We start from the raw sequence: 23,166 nt of genomic DNA on the forward strand, positions 1-23,166 counted from the left end.
GGCACGAGTCCTTTCCGTCACGCCGGCCTCGCCGCGCCCCGGCGCTTACGTAGCACGATCGCCATACGGTCGGGGGAGTCGGTCACGGCATCCACGTCGTCGGCAAGCGCGGTGAGCACCATCCAGGCGAAGTCATCACGTTTCGGCGCGGCGCTGCCGACCGTGCTGACCTCGACGCTGACCTGCATCAGCTGCCCGGTCAGCTCGAACTCGGCCGTCAGGTCGGTGCCGGGAACGGCCTGGGTCAGCAGCATCGCGCACGCCTCGTCGACCGCGATCCGAAGGTCCTCGATCTCGTCAAGCGTGAAGTCCAGCCGCGCGGCCAGCCCGGCGGTCGCCGTACGCAGCACGGACAGATAGGCACTCGCGGCCGGCAGCCGGACGCTGACCACGTCACGGATTCCGCCCATGTCGACCGCGGGTGTCTCGGTGTGTTCGGTCACGTTCCTCCTCGCAGAGTCGCTGACTGCAACTTACAGCCCCACGGCGGTGGTTGGCCCGCTTGGACTCGCGATCCGGGTGATTTAGCACCTCAAGAACACTTTAAGACACCGAATGGGCTCTAAGAACAGGTCAGGCCCCGTGTGGTCGCACCCCACACGAGGCCTGGACGTGTCGATCACCGGGCTTTCTGGCTCAGGCGGCCTTGGTCGCCCAGAAGATCTTGGAGATCTCGTCGATCTTGGCCAGGAGCTCGTCCGCCTGGGCCACCTCGACGGTGCCCTTGCCGCCCGCGGCGCCCGCGAGCTTGGTGGCCTCCCAGAACAGCTGGTGCAGCTGGGGGTAGGCCTCCAGGTGCGGGGGCTTGAAGTAGTCGGTCCACAGCACCCACAGGTGGTGCTTGACCAGCTCGGCCCGCTGCTCCTTGATGATCAGTGCGCGAGTGCGGAAGACCGGGTCCTCGTTCGCGTTGTACTTCTCGATGATGGCTTTGACTGACTCGGCCTCGATGCGGGCCTGTGCCGGGTCGTACACGCCGCACGGCAGGTCGCAGTGCGCGGACGCGACGAGCCTGGGCCGCAGAAGTCGTGCAAGCATCGGAAAGTCCTTCCTTGATGCTGAGATCAACATGGTCCGTTACCGACCTTACTCGCCTTCAAATGCCGTATGGGATGGGGTTGAGATCCGTGAGAGTGCGTGTCGAGGGAGATTCCATGCTGCCCGTGCTGCGCCCCGGCGACTGGCTGTGGGTACGGCGTGGCGCTCCCGTCAGCGCCGGGGATCTGGTGGTGGCCAGACTCCCCTCGGACCCGTCGCTGCTCATCGTCAAACGGGCCGCCTGGCGTGAGGGGGAGGACTGGTGGCTGGAGAGCGAGAACCAGCGCGCCTCGGGCCGCAGGGACAGCTGGGACTTCGGCGCGGTGCCCTCCTCGTCACTGGTCGGCCGGGTGGCGCTGCGCTACTGGCCGCCGCCCTTCCTGCGGGCCCGGTAGGCGGCGACGTTCGCCCTGCTGGCGCAGCGCTCGGAGCAGTAACGCCTCGACCGGTTCGAGGAGGTGTCCAGGAAGGCCCGTCTGCAGGGGGCCGCCTGACAGAGGCCGAGCCTGCTCACCCCCAGGTCGGTCACCAGGGTGGCCAGGCCCATCACGGCCCCGGCGGCGTACTGGTCGGCCGCCCGGCCGCTCTCGGTGAGGTGCATGTGCCAGTGCTGGCCGTCGTGCCCGGAGATCTGCGGCTGTACGGGATGCCGGACCAGCAGGGAGTTGAGCCGGTCGACCACGTCGGCCTCGTCACCGGCCTGCGCTGACTCGAAGACGGCGGTCAGCTCCGCGCGCAGGTCCCGCAGGGCGTCGAGGTCGCCGCGGGTGAGGCGGCAGCCGGGCCGGTGACGCCCGCTCTCCTCCAGCAGCGCGCGCAGGCCGTCCAGGCCGGCCAGCCGGTCCGGGCTGTTGATCAGTAGTACGGCCAGCTCGGCGTAGGAGGTCAGATCCATCGGACTGTTCCGTCGTGGTGGGTGATGACGACAGTCGTGGCGAGCGACGACGATCGGAGCCGCATCCTACAGGGGTGGCCGGACCGTCACCATGTAACGAAAGAGGCCCCTCGTCATGTAACGAAAGTGAGTGGCCCCTGTCCCCTGGTGGGAGGCCTCCCTGTGGCAGAATCGAGCAACGGGTGACCCCCGTACCCCTCCGACGGCCCCACGAGCAGGCCCCGAGCGACTACCGAAGCCGGGCCAGGCCCGCGGCGGCCGTCTACGAAGGACCAATCCGTCTGAGTCTGACTGAACACAGGGGTCGCTGTGGCTGTCACGCCATCTTCCATCTCTCTAGAATCCCTCGATCTCGATCCGGCCTTCGCCCTGCACCGCGGGGGCAAGCTGGAGGTCCGCTCGACCGTTCCCGTCCGCGACGCCGGTGACCTGGCCCTGGCCTACACACCTGGAGTCGCGAAGGTCTGCAGCGCGATCGCCGACGAGCCCGACCTCGTCAACGACTACACCTGGGTCTCCAACGTGGTCGCCGTCGTCTCCGACGGCACCGCCGTGCTCGGCCTCGGAGACATCGGCCCCGCGGCCGCCATGCCGGTCATGGAGGGCAAGGCCCTGCTGTTCAAGCAGTTCGCCGGGGTCGACGCGGTGCCGATCTGCATCAGCTGCACCGGTGTCGACGAGATCGTCGAGACCGTCGCCCGCCTCGCCCCCTCCTTCGGAGGCGTCAACCTGGAGGACATCAGCGCCCCCAGATGCTTCGAGGTCGAGGACCGGCTGCGCGAACTGCTGGACATCCCCGTCTTCCACGACGACCAGCACGGCACCGCGATCGTCGTGCTCGCGGCGCTGAAGAACGCCGCGCGGCTGACCGGGCGCTCGCTGGGAGACCTGCGGGCCGTGGTCGCGGGAGCGGGCGCCTCGGGGATCGCCGTGAGCCGCATCCTCCTCAACGCCGGCATCGGGGACATCGCGGTGGCCGACTCCAAGGGCCTCATCCACGAGGGCCGCGAGGGGCTCAACCCGGTCAAGGAGGCCCTGGCGCGGGACACCAACAGGGCGGGCCTGCGCGGCTCGACCGAGTCCGCTCTGGCCGGGGCCGACGTGTTCGTCGGGCTCTCCGGATCGACCGTCTCCGAGGAGGCCGTCGCCTCGATGGCGAAGGACTCCATCGTCTTCGCGCTGTCCAACCCGACCCCCGAGGTCCACCCGGAGGTCGCCAGGAGGCACGCCCACGTGGTGGCGACCGGCCGCTCCGACTTCCCCAACCAGATCAACAACGTGCTCGCCTTCCCCGGCGTCTTCCGCGGGGCACTCGATGTCCGCGCCACGGCCATCACCGAGAACATGAAGGTGGCCGCCGCCGAGGCGCTGGCCTCCGTCGTCGGTGACGACCTGTCCGCCGACTACGTGATCCCGAGCCCGTTCGACGAGCGGGTCGCCCCTGCGGTCATCGCCGCTGTCTCCGAGCAGGCCCGTCTCGACGGAGTGGCCCGCAGGTAGCGCTTTCCGGTTTCAGGCCCGTTTCGTCCGGGTCAGTCCTTCCATGTCCGTCGGCCGGGGTCTGCACAGGTCACCCCCTTCCAGATCCGCCGGTGGAACACCCTCGTGGGGACGCCTCTCGCCCGATCGGCGAGGGGCGTTTTTTGGTTTGCGAATCCATGAGCGATGTTCACGGAATGTGCTATAAAAATGGCGTTCCGTTACCTGCTCAGGTGAGAGGCATGCGGGGCGGTTGCCGGTGGCCGTCACAGACGGCCGTGTCTCCCATGCTCAGACGGTTCTCACGGTGAGGAGAGCAATGGAACGCGAGCCGAACCGCGCACTTCAGCGGCTCATCATCGAGTCGGGCTTCACCCACAAGGGGCTGGCCCGCAGGCTCAACGACCTCGGGGTGACCCGCGGTCTGTCCGGCCTGAAGTACGACCACAGCTCCGTGCTGCGCTGGATCGGTGGCCAACGACCCAGAGGCCCCGTCCCCATGCTGCTCGCGGAGATCTTCTCCCTCCGGCTTGGCAGGGCGGTCGGCGTCGAAGATCTCGGCCTGCCCGCCGTCTCCACCCCCACAGATCTGGGGCAGGAGTTCACTCACACGTGGCAGGAAGGGATCGCGACCGTGACAGCACTGTGGCGCGGGGACGTAGAAAGACGCAGGTTCCTGCTCGACTCCACCTTCGCGATCGGCGCGGGTTCGACCGGGGCTCTGCGCTGGTTGACCCTGCCCGTCGAGGAGCATCCCACGGCCAACGGTCCCCGCCGGGTCGGCATGGCCGACATCGCCGCGATCAAGGAGGTCACCCGGTCGTTCGGCGAACTCGACAACAGGTTCGGCGGCGGCAGGGTCAGATCGGCGGTCGTGAAATATCTCGACACCGCCGTCGCCCCACTGCTCGGTGAGGGTTCCTACGCCGAGACGACCGGCAGGGCGCTGGCGTCGGCCGCGGCCGAGCTGACCAGGCTCGCCGGGTGGATGGCCTACGACCTGGAGCAGCACGGCCTGGCCCAGCGCTACCTGATCCAGGCGCTGCGGCTGGCCAGGGGGGCCGGTGACCACGGACTGGGCGGAGAGATCCTCGCGGGAATGAGCCACCAAGCCCTGTACATCGGCCAGCCCGCCCACGCCCTCGACCTGGCCAGGGCCGCCCAGCTCTCGGCCCGCCGCGCCGGGGTCTACGCCCTGCTGGCCGAGGCCCACGTGGTCGAGGCCCACGCCCACGCACTCCTTGAGGACCGCCCGGCGTGCGGGGCCGCCCTGCACGAGGCGGAACTGGCCTTCGACAGGCGTGAGACAGGGGAGCGGCCCGACTGGATCGCCTACTTCGACGAGGCCTACCTGTCGGCCAAGTTCGCCCACTGCTTCCGCGACCTGGGCGACGGCGCGGCGGCCGTACGGCACGCGCGGCGGTCCCTGGACATGGACGGCCGCTATGTCAGGGGGCGGATGTTCAACCTGGCGCTGCTGGCGGCGGGACTGCTGCAGCGCGGGGAACTGGAACACGCCTGCGTCGCGGCGGCCGAGGCGCTGGACCTCGCGACGGGGCTGCAGTCGGCACGGACCCGGTCCTACGTGGCCGACCTGCGCCGCAGGCTGGCCCCCTTCGCCGGGAACAGGACGGTCGCCGAACTGGACGTGCGGGCCGGAGATCTCGTCTCCGTCACGTGAGCCGAACCTGACAGGAACCCTGACAGGGTACGGCCGGCGAATTCATGCGGACTTTACAGCGGACATGACAAAGGGGCCCGGTTGCGCACACCGGGCCCCTCTGTGGTGGAGCTGGGTGAGTCAGGGGTTTGGACCCCCTGACTCGGAGACCGTCAGGTCCCTAACGGCTTACTTGTAGATCTCGCCGTTCGGGCCAACGATCTTGCCGGACCAGACAGCGGCGGCCTTCTTGTAGATGTCGGCGGTCTCGCCGTCGAAGTAGGCCGAGGTGATCAGGTCGTAGCGGCCGTTCTTGTCCTGGTCGCCGAACTGGCTGGTGACGCCGTTGACGTAGCCAAGACGCTTGTTGTTGTTGTACTTCAGGACCCAGGGGCCACCGTCGGCGCCGGGGGTGAGAGCACCCTTGACGCCGATGTGCTCCTCGATCTTCTGCGCGGCCGAGACGTACACCTTGCCGGTGGTCTTGCCGTACACCCACTTCGGCGTCACGCCGGTGAAGGGCTTGTCGCCGTCGGGGTGCGGGCCCTCGGGGTAGCCGAAGACGAAGACGGCCTGGCCGGTCTTCTGGTTCCACGCGAAGCCCTGGCCGCCGACGTTGTCACCGAGGCGACCGGCGTCCTTGGACAGCTCGATGAAGTAGCCGTAGTCCTTGATGAAGTACTTGGCGTCAGAGCCGGCGATGACCCACTGCTTCACGTAGTAGCGGGTGATCGTCCACTGGCCGGTCTTGGGGTCCTGAGCCTTCTTGCCGGGACCCGCGTACTTGTCGTACTCCTCCTTGGAGACGATAACGGTCTCCGTGAAGGCCTTGGCGCCCGGCTTGATGGTGGTGACGTCAGCAGCCCCGGTGTAGGTGCCCTCGCTGACCTCCTTGGGGAGGTAGGCGCCACGCTTGTCGTCCGGACCGGTGGTCTGCGGGTCAACCTTGTCGACGACCTCACCGGCGTTGCCGGTGGTGCCAATCCACTTCTCGTACTCTTCCTTGGTGACCTGCTTCTTCTCTTCCTTGGTCCACTTCGAACCAACGAAGGACTTGAACTCGTTCTCGGTGACGCGCTTGACGCCGCCGGAGAAGACGCCGTTGTAGACGGTGACGAACGCGTAGTCGCGGTCGTAGTCCTCGTAGACGTCGAAGTCGTAGTGCGTCCAGGCGGTCTTACCGACGTAGATGCCGTAGGGGGTCTTGCCCTGGTAGTAACCCGGGACGAACACCCAGTTCTTCAGCACGTCAGCGTCGCCGACACCGGCGGTGTCGTAGACGTTGTGAGCGGCGGTGACGACCAGGTTGCGGTACTTCGACTGGATCGAAGCGCCGGAGGCCCAGCGGTTCTTGCCCTGCTTGTCGGTCCAGAAGACCTTACCGATGTTCTTCGGCAGGTTGATGTTCTTGACCTTGGTGGGGACGACCTTCTCCTCGCCCGTCGGCAGCACGGCGCCCGGCTTGCCGTCGGGGGAGTAACCGCCACCGGACTTCCAGGAGGTGGGGGCGGCGTCGTGGTAGTACGCGGTCGCGCTCTTCAGGGCGGCGTTGTTCGACGCGCTCCAGTAGTCAACGACCGAGATCGCGTCGGCGTTGTTGGCGGCCAGCGGGTCGGTCGCCCAGTCCGGGGCGGCCTGGGCGGTGCCGGCCAGACCAGCGGCCAGCAGACCGGAGGCGAGAACGGCGCCACCGGCCGGGAGGAGGATGCGCTTCAAGGGAACTCCTTGGTCTGATGTGGAACGCATCTTGCGTCCCATGCGTCAGTAAAGGGATAGCCAGGAACATACAGTGTCGATCTTGAAGAGCGGAAGCCGGTTGGCGAGGCTGCGAAGCGCCCAAACCTCCCGATATCATTCTGTTACCTTTATGGGGCCATGTCGCTCCCATGGCGCTTGTAGGTGATCTACGGTGTTTTTGCAGATCAACTTGAATTTGTTGCCGGTGTGACTGAAGTGGCGTGTTCGCCCTAATACTTTCCGTTACCGGACTGATGTGATGCAGATCACATCAGTCTGATGGCACCGAATCCGGGAAATTCACGTCTAACACTTCCGGTCGGCGGCCCGGGGAACGGCTCTCCGGCGACATCTCGGGCTCGAGATGAGGCTGGAACCATGATCGTGAGCGTTCCCGCTGAGGTTTTCCGGGCATGACAAAGGGGCCCGGTTGCGCACACCGGGCCCCTCTGTGGTGGAGCTGGGTGAGTCAGGGGTTTGGACCCCCTGACTCGGAGACCGTCAGGTCCCTAACGGCTTACTTGTAGAGCTCGCCGTTCGGGCCAACGATCCTGCCGGACCAGACGTTCGCGGCCTTCTTGTAGATGTCGGCGGTCTCGCCGTCGAAGTAGGCCGAGGTGATCAGGTCGTAGCGGCCGTTGCCGTCCTGGTCGCCGAACTGGCTGGTGACGCCGTTGACGTAGCCAAGACGCTTGTTGTTGTTGTACTTCAGGACCCAGGGGCCACCGTCGGCGCCGGGGGTGAGAGCACCCTTGACGCCGATGTGCTCCTCGATCTTCTGCGCGGCCGAGACGTACACCTTGCCGGAGGTCTTGCCGTACACCCACTTCGGCGTGATGCCGGTGAAGGGCTTGTCACCGTCGGGGTGCGGGCCCTCGGGGTAGCCGAAGATGAAGACGGCCTGGCCGGTCTTCTGGTTCCACGCGAAGCCCTGGCCGCCGACGTTGTCACCGAGGCGACCGGCGTCCTTGGACAGCTCGATGAAGAACTGGTTGTCCTTGATGATGTACTTGGCGTCAGAGCCGGCGATGACCCACTGCTTCACGTAGTAGCGGGTGATGACCCACTGCCCGTTGTCCTTCTTCTCGACGTAGCAGAGGCTGTGCTCCTGGGCGTACTTCTCAGCCTCCTCCTTCGACGCGACGATGGTCTCGGTGAAGGCCTGGGCGCCCGGCTTGACGACGGCGGGGCCGCCGATGCCAGCAGCCTGCAGGTAGGCGTTCCTGCTGACTTCCTTGGGCGCGTAGGTGCCGCGCTTGTCGTCCGGGCCGGTGATCTGCGGGTCGACCTTGGCGATGACCTCACCGGCGTTGCCGGTGGTGCCGACCCACTTCTCGTACTCTTCCTTGGTGACCGAGGCCTTCTTCTCCTCGACCCACTTCGGACCGGTGAAGGACTTGTACTCGTTCTCGGTGACGCGCTTGATGCCGCCGGAGAAGACGCCGTTGTAGACGGTGACGAACGCGTAGTCGCGGTCGTAGTCCTCGTAGACGTCGAAGTCGTAGTGCGTCCAGGCGGTCTTACCGACGTAGATGCCGTAGGGGGTCTTGCCCTGGTAGTAACCCGGGACGAACACCCAGTTCTTCAGCACCTCGGCGTCGCCGACACCGGCGGTGTCGTAGACGTTGTGGGCGGCGGTGACGACCAGGTTGCGGTACTTCGACTGGATCGAAGCGCCGGAGGCCCAGCGGTTGTTGCCCTGCTTGTCGGTCCAGAAGACCTTACCGATGTTCTTCGGCAGGTTGATGTTCTTGACCTTGGTGGGGACGACCTTCTCCTCGCCCGTCGGCAGCACGGCGCCCGGCTTGCCGTCGGGGGAGTAACCGCCACCGGACTTCCAGCCCTTGGCGGAAGCGTCGTGGTAGTAGGCGGTCGCCTTCTTCAGGGCCTCGTTGTCGGACGCGGTCCAGTAGTTGACGACAGAAGTCGCGGCAGCGTTGTTGGCGGCCAGCGGGTCGGTCGCCCAGTCCGGGGCGGCCTGGGCGGTGCCGGCCAGACCGGCGGCCAGCATGCCGGAGGCGAGAACGGCGCCACCGGCCGGGAGGAGGATGCGCTTCAAGGGAACTCCTTGGTCTGATGTGGGACGCATCTTGCGTCCCAAGCGTCAGTAAAGGGATAGCCAGAAACATACAGGGGCGATCTTCGTAAGCGGAAGCCGCTCCGCTAAGTAAAGTCGCCGGTCAACCCGTCAGGGATCGTTCCAAAGAGGGATGGTGGGGGTGGGGTGCCTGTTGCTGCTGTGAGGCATATGAACTGTTTTTGCAGATCAGTGAGATGGCGGTGTGGGTGGTGAAGATCCTTGGTGGACCGATCCCAAGTTGGGGCGCCCCGATCTCATGTGACGCAGATCACATTTTTCGATGGCACCAAATCGGCCTGAACTACGTCTAACGCGCCCATAGTCAATCCGTCGTGGAATCGTCACTCACTGAAATATGGACAAAAAGGACGCGAGGCCCGGCGGGTGCCGGGCCTCGCGTCGTGTGAGGAGAGAAAAACCTCGGGTTCTAGCGGTAGAGCTCCCCGTTGGGGCCGACGATCTTGCCGGACCAGACGTTGGAGGCCTTCTTGTAGATGTCGGCGGTCTCACCGTCGAAGTACGGCGAGGTGATCAGGTCGTAACGGTTGTTCTTGTCCTGGTCGCCGAAGAGGCTGGTGACGCCGTTGACGTAGCCGAGACGCTTGGCGTTGCTGTACCTGACGAGCCAGGGGCCACCGTCGGCGCCGGGGGTGAGGGCGGCCTTGAGGCCCACGTGCTCCTCGACCTTCTCGGCGGGCGAGACGTAGACCTTGCCGGTGGTCTTGCCGTACACCCACTTCGGCGTCACGCCGGTGTAGGGCTTGTCACCGTCGGGGTGCGGGGCCTGGGGGTAGCCGAAGACGTACACGCCCTGGCCGGTTCGCTGGTTCCAGGTGAAGCCCTGGCCGCCGACGTTGTCGCCGAGGCGGCCGGCGTCCCTGGACAGGCCGATGAAGAAGTTGCCGCCCTTGGTCCACTTGGGGCCGGTGAACTTGTCGTACTCGTTCCTGGTGACCTTCTTCTCGCCGTTGGCGAGGACGCCGTTGTAGACGGTGACGAACGCGTAGTCGCGGTCGTAGTCCTCGTAGACGTCGAAGTCGTAGTGCGTCCAGGCGACCTTGCCGACGTAGATGCCCCAGGGAGCCTTGCCCTGGTAGTAGCCCGGGACGAAGACCCACCTGTCGAGGACCTGGGGATCGCCGTTGCCCGCGGTGTCGTAGACGTTGTGGGCGGCGGTGACGACCAGGTTGCGGTACTTCGACTGCACCGAGGTGGCCGACGCCCACTTCGGACGCCCACTGGCGTCGACCCAGAACACCTTGCCGATGGTCCTGGGCAGGTTGATGTTCTTGGCGGTGGCGGGGGTGGCCCGCTCCTCACCGATGGGGAGGACGGAGCCGGGCTTACCGTCGGGAGAGTAGCCGCCGCCGGACTTCCAGGAAGGCGGAGTGCTGTCGTGGTAGTAAGCCGTGGCGTTCTTCAGGGCGGCGTTGTTCGACGCGGTCCAGTAGTCGACGACGGAGACCGCCGCGGCGTTGTTGACAGCCATCGGGTCGGTGGCCCAGTCCGGGGCGGCCTGGGCGGTACCGGCCAGGCCGGCGGCCAGCAGACCGGCGGAGGCGACGGTGCCGACGACGGGAAGGAGGATGCGCTTCAAGACTGCTCCTTGCGCTGCTTGAGTGCAGGCATCGGAATCAGGGGACGACAGAAACCTATGCAGACAGGTAAGAGTAAAGCTTGATATAAGGCTGCCTTAAGTCCCTTTTAAGGTAGCCATAAGGTTCCTATAAGGTTCAGAAAGCGCGCTGGCGGTCGGCGTACTCGTAGACGACATAGGTCGACTGAATGAAGTACGGAGAGGAGATGCGGTCGTACTTCTTGTCGGTGTCGGTGTCCCAGGCGAAGCTGTTGACGCCGTTCAGATAGCCGACGCCCTGGTCAGGATCGTAGTAGATCAACCAGGGTCCGCCGCTCGCTCCACCGGTGAACGTGCAGCCCAGCGAGACGCCCATCTCGACCAGACGGGTCGGCGCCTTGGTCTGGTAGGTGCGCCCGTCGCACCACAGCATCCGTTGCCCGTCGTACGGCCTGCTGCCGTCGATGTTGGGGGCGGCCGGATAGCCGAAGGCGAAGACGGACAGCCCGACACCGCGGTTGACCATCAGGCCCTGGCCGCCGACGTTGTCCTCCAGGCTGCCGACCGACTCCATCTGGTAGGTGTTCGCCGCCTTGCCGGGCTTCCACACGAACCCGTCGTGCACCGTCACGAAGGCGTAGTCGTAGTCGTAGTCACCCTGGGCGGTGAAGTTCTCGTGCAGGTTGAGCGAGTGGCCGACGTAGATGCCGTACGGTGTCTTGCCCTGGTCGTAGCCCGGGATGAAGATCCAGTAGTCGGCGTGCCTGTTCCGCTTGGGGTCGAAGGCGCAGTGTCCGGCCGTGGCGACCAGGTGGCGGTTCTTCGAGGCGACGGCCGAGGCGGAGCACCAGTACTCCTTGTCGCCGATCTTGAAGAAGACCTTGCCCACGGTGCGGGGGAGGTTGCTGTTCGATGACTGCTTCTTCGTCGGCACGGCGGGGCTGACGACCGGAGAGGAGGCCTTGGGGTTGCTGTAGGTGACGGCCTTCACCGCCGTGCCGCCGCTGGCCGTACCGGTGGGGGTCGGGGAGACCGGGGCGGAGGAGGCCTTGCTGCCGTCGCTGGGCTTGACCTCGGGGGTGGCGGGGTTGTTGTTCTGGGCCTGCTTGAGCTTGGCCGGGCTCCAGTACTCCGCGATCCGCTTCACGTCCGCGTTGGTCTTGGTCAGCGTGATGGAGGTGATACTGCCCGCCGTCGCCTTCTCGGCCTGGGCGCTCACGGCGCCCGCGCTCCCGGTGAACGCGGACATGACGAGCACGCCGGAGGCCACGAGGGCGCTCAGGGGGGCCGTCAACCGCCTCACGCGGGGGGACATGGCGGGTGTTCCCTTCTGGGATCAAGGGGAAAAGTTGGTCGTAAGGGGTGATTTTTCCAGATCGATTTGGTTTTGGGCAGTTCGGTGGGGTGATCTACTTCGAGGTCTTAGACGTGAGGTTTTGTAGTCCTCCTTGAAAGAGTATGCATCTTCGGACATAAACCCCTTGTCAGACGGGGGGAAGACCCGCCATCGGCGGGTCTTCCCGTTCACGGTGTCTGTCCTCAGACGGGAAGCTTCCCGGTCCAGAGGTTGGCCGCGTACTTGTAGATGCCGTAGGTCTCACCGTTGAAGTACGGGGTGGTGACCCGGTCGTAACGGCCGTTCTTGTCACTGTCGAGCGTCAGGCTCACGACGCCGTTGAGGTAACCGGTCCGCTTGCTGCTCTTGTACTGCAGCAGGAACGGGCCGCCGCTGGCGCCGGGGGTGAAGGCGCACTTGATGGCCTGCTGCTCCTCGGCCTTGAACTGTGCCACGACCGGAGCCGCGCCGGTCGCGCCGTAACACCACTTCATGGTGTGACCGCTGTAGGGCTTGTCACCGTCGAGGTGGGCCGCGGCCGGGTAACCGAACGTGAAGATCTTCTTGCCGGTCCGCTGGTTCCAGCTGAAGCCCTGGCCACCGACGTTGTCGCCGAGGCGGCCCGCGTCGGCGAAGGTCTTGATGTAGAACTTCGTGATGTAGAACTCGGCGTCCTTGCCGGGGATGACCCAGCGCTTCACGTAGGAGTGCTCGATCTTCCACTGCCCCGTCTTGTCGTCGCGGAAGACGCGTCCCGGGTGGGTGGTGTTCGAAGCGGCCTCGTACTCCTTGGCCTCGGCCTCGGAGACGACCTCGATCGTCTGGTAAGCCTGGGCGCCGATCTTGATGGTGGAGGGGCCGCCGATCTTCGCGGCCTCCTTCCACGCCTCGTTGTCGACTTCCTCCGGGGCGTAGAGGCCGCGCTTGTCCTCGGGGCCGGTGATCTGCGCGGCGACGGCGTCCTTGGCGAATCCGACGCCGCCGTAGCGGCCGATCCACTCCTCGTAGGTCTCCTTGGACACCTTGGTGTCCTCGGTGTACTTGAGGCCGGTGTACTTGTCGAACTCCGCCTTCTTGACTTCCCTGGCGCCGGTCTGCTTGACGCCGTTGTAGACGTTGACGAACGCGTAGTCGTAGTCGTAGTCCTCGTAGACGTCGAAGTCGTAGTGGACGTTGACCTTGGAGCCGACGTAGATGCCCCAGGGAGCCTTGCCCTGGTAGTAGCCGGGGATGAACACGAAGTTGTTGTAAGGCTTGTTCGTGTCGGTGTCGTAGACACAGTGACCCGCGGTGGCGACCAGGTTGCGGTACTTCGACTGCACCGAGGTGCCGGAGCACCAACGCTCCTGGCCCTTGTCGTCGAGGAAGAAGACCTTGCCGACGGTGATGGGAAGGTTCAGGTTCTTGGACCTGCCCGCGCTCTTGCCGCTCTCACCGGTGGGGGCGACGTTTCCGGCCTTGCCGTCGGCGGAGGCGCGCGAGGCGCCGGTCTTGAGCTTGGCGGAGACGGTGCCCTCGGAGGTGTACGTCTTGGCCGACTTCAGCTTGGAGGGGGTCCAGTAGCCCGCGATGGCCTTCGCGTTGCCGGAGGCGGCCAGAGTGATCGTCTTGCGGTCCGGAGCGGCCTGAGCTGAGGACGCGAGAGTCGCACTGACCATGGAGGTGGCCACGACGGCACCGCCAAGGGGGAGGATCAGGTGCTTTGCTCGGAAGTTCAATCTAGCTCCTTCTTTGTCATGGGTCACTCGGGACGCAACCCACGCATGCGTAAAGAGACAAGTGCTGACCGTACTAGGCAAAGAACGGTTAAAAGACAACAAAACGGACATCACAGGGTACCGTTATGTTTTCGTTACCAAACGGATGGAACCGAATTCGCAAGATCGGCGTCTGATCTCTTCCGCTTTGAATGTGCCGGAAGCCGGCGCCTGCGCCGGGCTGTGAGCTGCGAAAACGGGAGAGTCGGTCGTTGCCGGGGCGGGACGGGTGCGGAAGGCTGAGCCGCACCTGGCGTCACGCGACATTCGGGGGAATCCTTGCGACGTCTCATCGGCCTGGCAGCTGCCGGGTTCCTGGCCCTGCCCTTGTCCGGGTCCCTGTTCGGTACGGCCGCCGCCTCGCCGCCCCATGGGTCCGACCGGGCGGCGAACGCGCCGGTCGGGTCCGGCCCGCCGTACCCGGGAGAGGTGGTGCCGATCGTCCCCGGGCCGGTCAGGCCGGGCGGGGACCGGCCGCCGAGCCGGGTCAGGACGTTCCTGCTCACCTTCGCCCGTGGCGAGAGTCCGACGCCGGTCCTCCGGCACGTCCTGCTCATGTGCGACCCGCCGCGGGGCACGCACTCCGATCCGGTGGCGGCGTGCGGCGCACTGGTCGCGGCCAAGGGGGACCCGGGTGCGCTCACGCCCCTGTCCGGCGTGGTCTGTACGACCCGGTACGACCCGGTCACGGTGACCGCCACCGGGACCTGGGATGGAAGGTTTGTCCGATTCGTTAAGACCTACGGCAACGACTGCTCGCTGTACGCCGCGACCGGTGCGGTCTTCTCCTTCGGGGAACGCTCCAAGTCCTGAACGGGTCCGGTCTCCACGGCCGGGTCCCGTACGGAAAGTCCTGACTCGGAAAAGGCCGTTCCGCTGTCCTGAAAAGAAAAGGGACGGCCTTACCCGACGGTTGACGTGGAACGATTCAGCACGGCCGTGTGGTGGGTGGATCCGCAGGTGAGAGGCCTGTCCATCACATCATGGGAAACTCCGGCAACACCGGTTCCCCCTGCTTCTCCGGTAGCCGTGGGAACAATGGGCCGCCGGAATCACGGACCTCCCGGTGTCATGAAGCGGTGACACATCGGTTCCGATTCGTGATCGAGATGATCTAGGCGTGGGCGTCAAACGCCGCCGAAGATGGACGAAAGCCGTAATTTCGTGAAGGCAGTCTGAACGTGGCCGGGGATCCGAACGACGTCATCGAGTCCAAGGGGCCCGCGGGCCCCAGGCGCTGGGTCGGGATCGCGGTGCTGGCCGCGCTCGTGGTCGTCCCGGTCGTCAGCCTGCTGGCCAGCAGGGATCCCGGGCTCCCGCCCGTCCCCGACACGGGGGCCACCACCTCGGGCGCCGTCTCGGCACCGGTGGCCGCGTCGGCCCCCACCAACGTGCTCCACCCCAAGCCACGCCGCAAGGGTGGCAAGGAGATCCTGGACGTCGTCTTCCCCGACGGCACGAAGGCCGAGATCGGCTATCCCGCGGAGCTCGGCCTGGCCGAACTGGGTGTACGGCCCGCCCTCGGCGGCTGGCTCGACGGCTACTTCAGCCTGTACCGGGAGCTGACCGTTCCCCCGGGAGGGCGCGACGAGATCGCCCAGGGCGGCCCCATGATCCGTGAGCTGGCCGGCCAGAGCACCCTCTGGCAGTCGGCGAGCCCCACCGAGGGGCAGATCCTGCTGTTCGACTTCACTCCCTGGTACGTCACCTTGCGCGACCAGAGGAACGGGATGACCTTCGAACAGCGGCAGCTCTGGGCCAAGAACCTGCACGGTGAGGTGACGAAGGACGGCTACCTCGTGCTGAAGGCCTCCTCCCCCGTACGGCTGGGCAAGTCCGGGCAGATCTTCAGAGGAGGACTCGCCGGGCCGCGGCTGTGGTTCGGCGGATTCGGCGGGCCACTGGTCGTGGTCGCGCCCATGCCGGGCTGCGACACCGCCGGGATCGGCCCGATCGAAGCGGGGCAGGGCGTCTCGGAGAGCGTCTGTAAGAACGGGATATACGTCGCGGCCTCCGGGGAACGCGACATCGTGGAGCGGGTGATCGCCGGAGTCAGGGGCAAACCGGTTCGGTAGGGTGCGGCCATGTTCGCCGTAACCGCCACCCGGATCGACCCGGAGGACCCGCTCGCCGGGCTCACACTCGGGCAGCGCCCCGACCCCGAGACGCCGGACGGCTGGACCGTCGTCACGGTGCGGGCCGCCGCGCTCAACCACCACGACCTGTGGACGCTCAAAGGCGTGGGAATCCGTCAGGAGAGGCTGCCGATCGTCCTCGGCTGCGACGCCGCGGGTGTCGACGAGGACGGCAACGAGGTCATCGTGCACGCGGTGATCGGGAAGGGAGCCGACGAGACACTCGACCCAGGAAGGTCGCTGCTCTCCGAGGTCCACGACGGCACCTTCGCCGAGCGGGTGGCCGTACCCCGGCGGAACCTGGTGCCCAAACCCGCCGCGCTCAGCTTCGAGGAGGCCGCCTGCCTGCCGACCGCGTGGCTGACCGCCTACCGGATGCTGTTCGAGAAGGCGGGGCTGGAACCCGGTTCGACGGTGCTGGTCCAGGGGGCCGGCGGCGGTGTCGCGACCGCACTGATCGTCCTGGGCCGGGCGGGTGGCTACCGGGTCTGGGCCACCAGCCGGTCGGAGAAGAAGCGGCTGCACGCCCTGGCTCTCGGCGCCGACCAGGTCTTCGACAGCGGCGCCCGGCTGCCGGAGCGGGTGGACGCGGTGATGGAGACCGTCGGCCAGGCCACCTGGGCGCACTCGCTCAAGGCGCTGCGCCCGGGTGGCCGGATCGTCGTCTCGGGGGCCACCAGCGGAGCCGTACCGCCCGCCGACCTCAACCGGGTCTTCTTCCTGCAGCTTTCCGTGGTCGGTTCCACCATGGGCACCCGTGACCAGTTGGGCAGGCTGGCCCGCCTCCTGGAGCAGACCGGTGTCCGGCCGACGATCGACCGGGTGCTCCCGATGACCGAGGCCCGCGCGGGGTTCGCGGCCCTGCGGGACGGCGACGTCTTCGGAAAGATCGTCTTCACCCTGCCGGGCTGAAGCCCGCTCAGGCCGAAGCCCGCCGGGCTGAGGACCGCTGGACCGAATCCCGCCCGGCTGAGCCGTACCCGGTCGGGCCGCGCGGGTCAGCGCAGGGCGTCGCGGATACGACGGGCCGCGTCGTAGAGCGCGTCCTGCGCGGTGGCCAGTGTCTCCTCGGTCACCCGTCCCGCCGCCGTGTCCTGACGGACCTCCTGGACGAACTCGGCAAGCATCTGCCCGAGCTGGTCGTCGGCCTCGGTGGGGCCGTGGCCGGTGAAGCTCTCCGCCCAGTGCTGCTTCCACTCGTGTTTCCACTCGTGGGCCTGGCGCTTCCACTCATGCTTCTGCCGTCGCCACTCGGCCTTCTGCTCCCGCCAGGACTCGCGCTGCTCCTGCCTGACCTGCTGCTCCTCGTGCCTGACCCCCTGGCGCACCTCGCGCGCCATCTGGGTCAGCTCATCGCGCAGTGACCTGACCGTGTCGCGCACGTCCTCCTTGACCTCGCGGGCGATGTCACGGACCGACTCGGAGATCTCCTGCTCAAGGTCGGCGAGCTCGTCGCCCCTGGCCTTCAGCTCCTCCTGACCCTGCTCGGTGAGGGTGAAGACCTTCTTGCCGTTCACCACCTCGTGGGTGACCAGACCCTCCTCCTCCAGACGGGCCAGGCGGGGGTAGATCGTGCCGGGCGAGGGCGAGTAGACGCCGAGGAAGCGGTCCTGGAGCAGCCTGATCACCTCGTAACCGTGGCGCGGGCTCTCCTGGAGCAGCTTGAGGAGGTAGAGACGCAGCCGCCCGTGGCCGAAGACCGGGCTCATGCCAGTGCTCCCTTCAGCAGGGTGACGTCCGCGGAGAGGGTGGTCGCGGCCAGCGAGGCCATGCCCCCGCCGATGCGGCCGCTCAGCGTCTTCGCACCCGGCTGGCTGGTGTGGCGCAGCTCGGCGAAGGCGGTGTTGATCCTGCCCGAGGTCGAACGGATGGTGACGTCGGTCTCGACCGTGGACGGAAGCCTGAGCACGATCTCGCCGGAGACGCTGTTCAGCGTCACATGACCGGTCGGCGGAAGCTCCAGGTCGGCGGTGATCCGGCCGGAGACGGTGGTCGCGCTCAACCGGCGGGGTGTGCCCTGGGCCACGGTCAGCTCACCCGAGACACTCTTGAAGGACAGGTCGCCGACCAGGCCACGGCTCTCCACGGTTCCGGAGACGGTGTCGGCGGTGATCTCGCCGCTCACCCCGTCGAGCACGATCTCGCCGTTCACGCTCTTGACCGAGGTGCGGTTCTCGAAACCGGCGACGACGGCCGAGGCGGAGACCACTCCCGCGCTGACCGGGCAGTCCTTCGGTACGGTCAGGGTCAGGGTGGCCTCCCTGCGCCCCGGCTGCAGCCAGCCGAGCACACCCTCCCACGTCAGATCCTTGTAGGTGACGACGAGCGTGCCGTCGTCGTCGTGGGTGACGATCAACGGCGGGGTGCCGATGTCGGTGACCTCAAGGGTGGGCGGCCCCTCGCTGGCCAGCACCGCCAGCCTCCCCGCCACTATCCGCACGTTGAGCTTGCGCACGGTGTCAAAGGTGAGCTGCTCGGGTTTCTCGATCGTCCACTGCCGCATGTTCGTGACCTCCTTATGGAGACACGATATGTCGCGTTATCGGCAATGGTCAAGATATATCGTGTTTTACTCCTCGTCCTCGTCGTCCAGCCGGGCCAGCCAGGTCGCCAGCCGCTCGACCGGGGTCTCGAACTCGGGGTTCAGGTCGACGAACTCGCGCAGCCGCTCGGCGAGCCAGGTCAGGCTGACCTCCTCCTCGCCGCGGCGCGTGACGAGCTCCTCGATGCCACGGTCGGTGAAGTACATCGTCGTCCTCTCTCAACAGGTCTCTCGGCAGGTCTCAAAGGGGAAAGTCCCCCACAGGATCGCCTGTGGGGGACTTCCTCGGTGTGCTTCGTGCCCGGTCTAGCCGAAGACCTCGTCCAGGATCTGCTGCAGCTCCGTCTCGTGCGCGGAGTGCGAGCCGGTCGCGGGGGAGGAGTTCGCCTTGCGGGAGATCCTCCTGAGCCTGCGACCACCGAACGCGTCGGGGTGCTCGACCATCTTCATGGTCAGGAACGGCCACGGGCCCATGTTGGCGGGCTCGTCCTGCGCCCAGGCCACCTCGACGTCGTCGCCGTAGCGGGCCAGCTCGGCCTGCAGCGGGTTCGCCGGGAACGGGTAGAGCCGCTCCAGGCGGACGATCGCCACGTCGTTCCTGCCCTGCTTCTCCCTGGCCGCGGCCAGGTCGTAGTAGATCTTGCCGGAGCACAGGACGACCTTGCGGACCTGCGCCGGGTTGACCGTGGTGTCGCCGAGCACGGGCCTGAACGACCCCGAGGTGAACTCGCTGACCGCCGAGACCGCGGCCTTGTGGCGCAGCAGCGACTTGGGCGTGAACACCACCAGCGGACGGCGCCGGTTCGACATCGTCTGCCAGCGCAGCAGGTGGAAGTAGTTGGCCGGCAGCGTCGGCTGGGCCACGGTCATGTTGTCCTGGGCGCACATCAGCAGGAAGCGCTCGATGCGGGCCGAGGAGTGGTCGGGACCCTGACCCTCGTAGCCGTGCGGCAGCAGCAGGGTGACGCTGGAACGCTGACCCCACTTCTGCTCGCCCGCGGTGATGTACTCGTCGATGACGGACTGGGCGCCGTTGACGAAGTCACCGAACTGGGCCTCCCAGGCGACCAGGGCCTCGGGGCGCTCCACGCTGTAGCCGTACTCGAAGCCGAGCGCGGCGTACTCGCTGAGCAGCGAGTCGTAGACGTAGAACTTCGTGGTGCCCTGGTTGAACGTCTTGAGCGGCGTGTGCTCGGCACCGGTGATGCGGTCGACCAGCACGGCGTGCCGCTGGGTGAAGGTGCCACGCCGGGAGTCCTGGCCGACGAGACGGACCGGGTGGCCGTCGATCAGCAGCGAGCCGAAGGCCAGGGTCTCACCCGTGCTCCAGTCGATGCGGTCCTCGGCGACCATCTGGCCCCGGCGCTGGAGCACCGGCAGCAGACGCGGGTGGACGGTGAAGCCCTCCGGCAGGTTGAGCTGCGTGTCGATGATCCGCTTGACCGTCTCCTCGGAGATGCCCGTCGGGGTGTCCTCGTGGGACCACGGGATGGTCTCCATGGTGTCGGGACGGGCGAACTCACCGGTCGGCTGCTTGACCGCCTCGCGGGTCTCGGCGAAGGCGTTCTCCAGCTTGGCCTGGTAGTCGCGCAGCGCGCTCTCGGCCTCCTCGACCGTGATGTCGCCCCGGCCGATCAGCGCCTCGGTGTAGAGCTTTCGGGTCGAACGCTTGGCGTCGATCAGGTCGTACATCAGCGGCTGGGTGAAGCCCGGGTTGTCGGTCTCGTTGTGGCCGCGACGGCGGTAGCAGATCAGGTCGATCACGACGTCCTTGCGGAACGCCTTGCGGTACTCGAAGGCCAGGTTGCCGACCCGGACCACGGCCTCGGGGTCGTCGCCGTTGACGTGGAAGATCGGCGCCTGGATCATCCGGGCCACGTCGGTCGCGTACACGCTGGAACGTGAGCTGGCCGGGCTCGTGGTGAAGCCGACCTGGTTGTTGACCACGATGTGCACGGTGCCGCCGGTGCGGTAGCCGCGCAGCTGCGACAGGTTCAGCGTCTCCGCGACCACGCCCTGACCCGCGAAGGCCGCGTCACCGTGGACGAGCACGGGCAGGACGCTGAAGCCCTCCTCGCCGCGTTCGAGCAGGTCCTGCTTGGCGCGGACCACGCCCTCAAGGACCGGGTCGACCGTCTCCAGGTGGGAGGGGTTGGCCACGACGGAGGCCTTGAGCTTGGAGCCGTCGGGTGAGACGAAGTCACCGCTGGCGCCCAGGTGGTACTTCACGTCGCCGGAGCCGTGGGCGCTGCGCGGGTCGATGTTGCCCTCGAACTCGCCGAAGATCTGGCCGTAGGACTTGCCGACGATGTTGGCCAGCACGTTCAGCCGGCCGCGGTGGGCCATACCGATGACGGCCTCGTCGAGGTCCTCCTCGGCGGCGGCAGACAGCACCGAGTCGAGCAGCGGGATCAGGGACTCGCCGCCCTCCAGCGAGAAGCGCTTCTGGCCGACGAACTTCGTCTGCAGGAACGTCTCGAACGCCTCGGCGGTGTTGAGCCGCTCCAGGATGCGCAGCTGCTCGGTGCGGTCGGGCTTGGCGTGCGGACGCTCGACCCGCGCCTGGATCCAGGCGCGCTCCTCGGGGTTCTGCATGTGCATGTACTCCACGCCGATGGTGCGGCAGTAGGAGTCACGCAGCACGCCGAGGATCTCGCGCAGCTTCATCAGGGGACGGCCGCCGAAGCCGCCGGTGGCGAACTCGCGCTCCAGGTCCCACAGGGTCAGCCCGTGCGACTTGATGTCGAGGTCGGGGTGCTTGCGCTGCTTGTACTCAAGCGGGTCGGTGTCGGCCATCAGGTGACCGCGGACCCGGAAGGCGTGGATCAGCTCTATGACACGGGCCGACTTGGCGACGTCGTCGTCGTGGGTGGCCGAGATGTCCTGGACCCAGCGGATCGGCTCGTACGGGATCCGCAGGGCCTCGAAGATCTCGTCGTAGAAGCCGTCCTCGCCGAGGAGCAGCCGGTGGATCTGGCGCAGGAAGTCACCCGACTGGGCGCCCTGGATGATCCGGTGGTCGTAGGTGCTGGTGAGCGTCATGACCTTGCTCACCGCCAGGCGGGAGAGCGTCTCCGGGGAGGCGCCCTGGTACTCGGCGGGGTACTCCATCGCGCCGACACCGATGATCGTGCCCTGGCCGGGCATCAGGCGCGGCACCGAGTGGACGGTGCCGATCGTGCCCGGGTTGGTCAGCGAGATCGTGGTGCCCGCGAAGTCCTCCACGCCCAGCTTGCCGGACCTGGCCTTGCGCACGATGTCCTCGTAGGCGACCCAGAACTGGCGGAAGTCCATGGACTCGGACGCCTTGATCGAGGGCACCAGGAGCTGGCGGGTGCCGTCGCTCTTGGCGACGTCGATGGCCAGGCCCAGGTTGACGTGCTCGGGCTTGACCAGCACCGGCTTGCCGTCCACCTCCGTGTAGGAGTGGTTCATCTCCGGCAGGACCTTGAGGGCCTTGATGACCGCGTAACCGATCAGGTGCGTGAACGACACCTTGCCGCCGCGACCCCGCGACAGGTGGTTGTTGATCACGATGCGGTTGTCGATCAGCAGCTTCGCCGGTACGGCGCGCACGCTGGTCGCCGTCGGCACTTCGAGGCTGGCCTCCATGTTGGCGGCCGTACGGGCGGCCGCGCCACGGAGTCTGACTTCCTCGGTACCGGCGGGCAACGGGGTCTCCTGCTTGGATCGGGCAGCCGGCGCCGAGGTTGGCTTCGGCGCGGGGGGTGCCGGAGTGGCCGCCGGGGTCACCGGCGCCGCAGCGGAGGTCGGGGGAACGGGAGCGGCCTGGGCCGTCCCGGGGGGCGCGGCTCTGCCCGCCCCGGAGTCAGGGCTGTAATCAGCGAAGAAGTTCCACCAGGCACGGTCCACGGACTCGGGATCCTGGAGGTACTTCTGATATAGCTCGTCGACCAGCCATTCGTTTTGACCAAAGGCTGCCAGCGGGTTTGTCCGCGACGACTCAGACGACACGGCGGAAATCGCCCTCTTCCGCAGATCGGCGTTGATGATAGAGAACCTGTCCAAGGCTACTCGCCCGGACCCGGACCTGCGCCAGTCTGACCGCAGCTCTCCGCCTGATCCTCTCAGGACAGCTCAAAACGGTCATCCCCGGGGGGTCCATCTGGGTGGTACCGGTCTGGTCATTCATGCTCGACGAGCCTGGACTCGATCTTGACGCCCGGCGTCACGGCCTCAAGCAGGGCCTTCAGCTCCTCGCCCGCGGCGTGCAGTTCGTCGAGGGACATGGGGGCCAGGCGCTCCAGCAGGAACAGCGCGTCGGTCGTCTCCTCGGTGATCCGGGTCCGCACGCACTGCCGCCAGTTCCACCGCCTGCAGGTGACACCCAGGTCGTCGCGCCAGACCACCTCGCCGATCTCGGGGGTGTCGATCACGGTCTCGCCCTTGTCGATCACTTCGAACGGCTCGTCGCCCACGGCCCTGACCAGCCTGGCCGCCCCGGCGTAACGGCCGAGGTCCTCTCCGCCGATGGGGAGCCCGTGTCTGACGCTGACCGTGTTGTAGGCGTCGACCACCAGGTTGATCTCCGGCAGCGGCATGCGCCTGACCAACGCGTCGACGGACGGCCTGGTCCGCTGGGGTTTGGCGCCGAATGCCCGGTAGGCCTCCCGCCAGGCCTCGACCTTCGGGTCGTCCGCGGAGACGGCCTCCTGGGCCGCCGTCGCCAGCCAGGCCCTCGACCTGTCGTCGGTCGGGCCGTTGCGCAGGCCGTACACGGCCATGGCCAGGACGGCGAAGTCCGGCCGCAGCGCGCTGACGGCGGGGTCGACCCGGATGTCCTCAATCACGGACCTCAGTCTAGGTCGTCCCCTGTCACATACTTCTCACCTACGATTTCATGCAAAACAAGTAGGAAATATTGACTAAGCGTGGAGTCGTGCGTAGCTTCTCCGGTATGGGCCTCTATC

The 23,166-nt window shown here is 66.8% G+C and carries 20 protein-coding genes; 7 read left to right on the forward strand and 13 right to left on the reverse strand.

What is annotated here, in order from left to right:
* Positions 1-17 precede the first annotated feature (17 nt).
* Both ABT340_RS34595 and sodN read right to left on the reverse strand, forming a co-directional pair.
* The gene (locus tag ABT340_RS34595) at positions 18-443 is read right to left on the reverse strand and encodes an anti-sigma factor (RefSeq protein ID WP_386192473.1); all 426 of its coding nucleotides are present in this window, start codon (positions 441-443) and stop codon (positions 18-20) included.
* Positions 444-636: 193 nt separating this feature from the next.
* On the reverse strand, positions 637-1,038 hold the full coding sequence (sodN, locus tag ABT340_RS34600) for a superoxide dismutase, Ni (protein WP_352015108.1): 402 nt from the start codon (positions 1,036-1,038) through the stop codon (positions 637-639).
* Between the two features lie 74 nt (positions 1,039-1,112).
* Between sodN and ABT340_RS34605 the strand changes: the two genes are divergently transcribed.
* A complete protein-coding gene (locus tag ABT340_RS34605; RefSeq protein ID WP_352015109.1) occupies positions 1,113-1,433 on the forward strand; it encodes a S24 family peptidase in 321 nt (106 codons plus the stop codon).
* Here ABT340_RS34605 and ABT340_RS34610 read toward each other — a convergent pair.
* Positions 1,400-1,933, reverse strand: a complete 534-nt coding sequence (locus ABT340_RS34610; protein ID WP_352015110.1) for a CGNR zinc finger domain-containing protein — start codon at positions 1,931-1,933, stop codon at positions 1,400-1,402. The genes ABT340_RS34605 and ABT340_RS34610 overlap by 34 nt on opposite strands.
* Positions 1,934-2,242: 309 nt before the next feature.
* On the opposite strand from ABT340_RS34610, the gene ABT340_RS34615 reads away from it, so the two are divergent.
* Positions 2,243-3,433: an NAD(P)-dependent malic enzyme gene (locus ABT340_RS34615; RefSeq protein WP_352015111.1), complete on the forward strand. Its 1,191-nt coding sequence runs from the start codon at positions 2,243-2,245 to the stop codon at positions 3,431-3,433.
* Positions 3,434-3,731: 298 nt separating this feature from the next.
* On the forward strand, positions 3,732-5,093 hold the full coding sequence (locus ABT340_RS34620) for an NsdA family TPR-like regulatory protein (RefSeq protein WP_352015112.1): 1,362 nt from the start codon (positions 3,732-3,734) through the stop codon (positions 5,091-5,093).
* 168 nt (positions 5,094-5,261) lie between these two features.
* Here ABT340_RS34620 and ABT340_RS34625 read toward each other — a convergent pair whose 3' ends face one another.
* The 5 genes from ABT340_RS34625 to ABT340_RS34645 all read right to left on the reverse strand — a co-directional run bounded on the left by ABT340_RS34625 (position 5,262) and on the right by ABT340_RS34645 (position 13,519).
* Positions 5,262-6,788: a trypsin-like serine peptidase gene (locus ABT340_RS34625; RefSeq protein WP_352015113.1), complete on the reverse strand. Its 1,527-nt coding sequence runs from the start codon at positions 6,786-6,788 to the stop codon at positions 5,262-5,264.
* A gap of 538 nt (positions 6,789-7,326) precedes the next feature.
* Positions 7,327-8,868: a trypsin-like serine peptidase gene (locus ABT340_RS34630; RefSeq protein ID WP_352015114.1), complete on the reverse strand. Its 1,542-nt coding sequence runs from the start codon at positions 8,866-8,868 to the stop codon at positions 7,327-7,329.
* 448 nt (positions 8,869-9,316) lie between these two features.
* Positions 9,317-10,486, reverse strand: a complete 1,170-nt coding sequence (locus ABT340_RS34635) for a trypsin-like serine peptidase (RefSeq protein WP_352015115.1) — start codon at positions 10,484-10,486, stop codon at positions 9,317-9,319.
* Positions 10,487-10,622: 136 nt separating this feature from the next.
* Positions 10,623-11,780: a trypsin-like serine peptidase gene (locus tag ABT340_RS34640; protein WP_352015116.1), complete on the reverse strand. Its 1,158-nt coding sequence runs from the start codon at positions 11,778-11,780 to the stop codon at positions 10,623-10,625.
* A 224-nt stretch (positions 11,781-12,004) separates the two neighbouring features.
* On the reverse strand, positions 12,005-13,519 hold the full coding sequence (locus ABT340_RS34645; protein ID WP_352015117.1) for a trypsin-like serine peptidase: 1,515 nt from the start codon (positions 13,517-13,519) through the stop codon (positions 12,005-12,007).
* Between the two features lie 61 nt (positions 13,520-13,580).
* Between ABT340_RS34645 and ABT340_RS34650 the strand changes: the two genes are divergently transcribed.
* From ABT340_RS34650 to ABT340_RS34665, 4 genes are all read left to right on the forward strand, one after another.
* A complete protein-coding gene (locus tag ABT340_RS34650; RefSeq protein ID WP_352015118.1) occupies positions 13,581-13,745 on the forward strand; it encodes a hypothetical protein in 165 nt (54 codons plus the stop codon).
* Positions 13,746-13,837: 92 nt separating this feature from the next.
* Complete coding sequence (locus ABT340_RS34655; protein WP_352015119.1) at positions 13,838-14,371, forward strand: SSI family serine proteinase inhibitor; 534 nt, start codon at positions 13,838-13,840, stop codon at positions 14,369-14,371.
* A 368-nt stretch (positions 14,372-14,739) separates the two neighbouring features.
* Positions 14,740-15,633, forward strand: coding sequence for a hypothetical protein (locus ABT340_RS34660; RefSeq protein WP_352015120.1), 894 nt, complete (start codon positions 14,740-14,742; stop codon positions 15,631-15,633).
* A 9-nt stretch (positions 15,634-15,642) separates the two neighbouring features.
* Positions 15,643-16,605, forward strand: a complete 963-nt coding sequence (locus tag ABT340_RS34665; RefSeq protein WP_352015121.1) for a zinc-binding dehydrogenase — start codon at positions 15,643-15,645, stop codon at positions 16,603-16,605.
* 86 nt (positions 16,606-16,691) lie between these two features.
* On the opposite strand, the gene ABT340_RS34670 is transcribed toward ABT340_RS34665, so the two are convergent.
* The 5 genes from ABT340_RS34670 to ABT340_RS34690 all read right to left on the reverse strand — a co-directional run bounded on the left by ABT340_RS34670 (position 16,692) and on the right by ABT340_RS34690 (position 23,046).
* On the reverse strand, positions 16,692-17,402 hold the full coding sequence (locus ABT340_RS34670; RefSeq protein ID WP_352015122.1) for a PadR family transcriptional regulator: 711 nt from the start codon (positions 17,400-17,402) through the stop codon (positions 16,692-16,694).
* Positions 17,399-18,196, reverse strand: a complete 798-nt coding sequence (locus tag ABT340_RS34675; RefSeq protein ID WP_352015123.1) for a DUF4097 family beta strand repeat-containing protein — start codon at positions 18,194-18,196, stop codon at positions 17,399-17,401. The genes ABT340_RS34670 and ABT340_RS34675 overlap by 4 nt, the downstream gene beginning before the upstream one ends.
* A 66-nt stretch (positions 18,197-18,262) precedes the next feature.
* The gene (locus tag ABT340_RS34680; RefSeq protein ID WP_352015124.1) at positions 18,263-18,442 is read right to left on the reverse strand and encodes a DUF6104 family protein; all 180 of its coding nucleotides are present in this window, start codon (positions 18,440-18,442) and stop codon (positions 18,263-18,265) included.
* 99 nt (positions 18,443-18,541) lie between these two features.
* Positions 18,542-22,210 (reverse strand): multifunctional oxoglutarate decarboxylase/oxoglutarate dehydrogenase thiamine pyrophosphate-binding subunit/dihydrolipoyllysine-residue succinyltransferase subunit, encoded by a 3,669-nt coding sequence (locus ABT340_RS34685; RefSeq protein WP_352015125.1) that lies wholly within the window; start codon positions 22,208-22,210, stop codon positions 18,542-18,544.
* A 170-nt stretch (positions 22,211-22,380) separates the two neighbouring features.
* Positions 22,381-23,046, reverse strand: a complete 666-nt coding sequence (locus ABT340_RS34690; RefSeq protein WP_352015126.1) for a B3/B4 domain-containing protein — start codon at positions 23,044-23,046, stop codon at positions 22,381-22,383.
* Positions 23,047-23,166 lie beyond the last annotated feature (120 nt).

The organism is Streptosporangium sp. NPDC000239 (assembly GCF_040300765.1).
Classification (GTDB): Bacteria; Actinomycetota; Actinomycetes; order Streptosporangiales; family Streptosporangiaceae; genus Streptosporangium.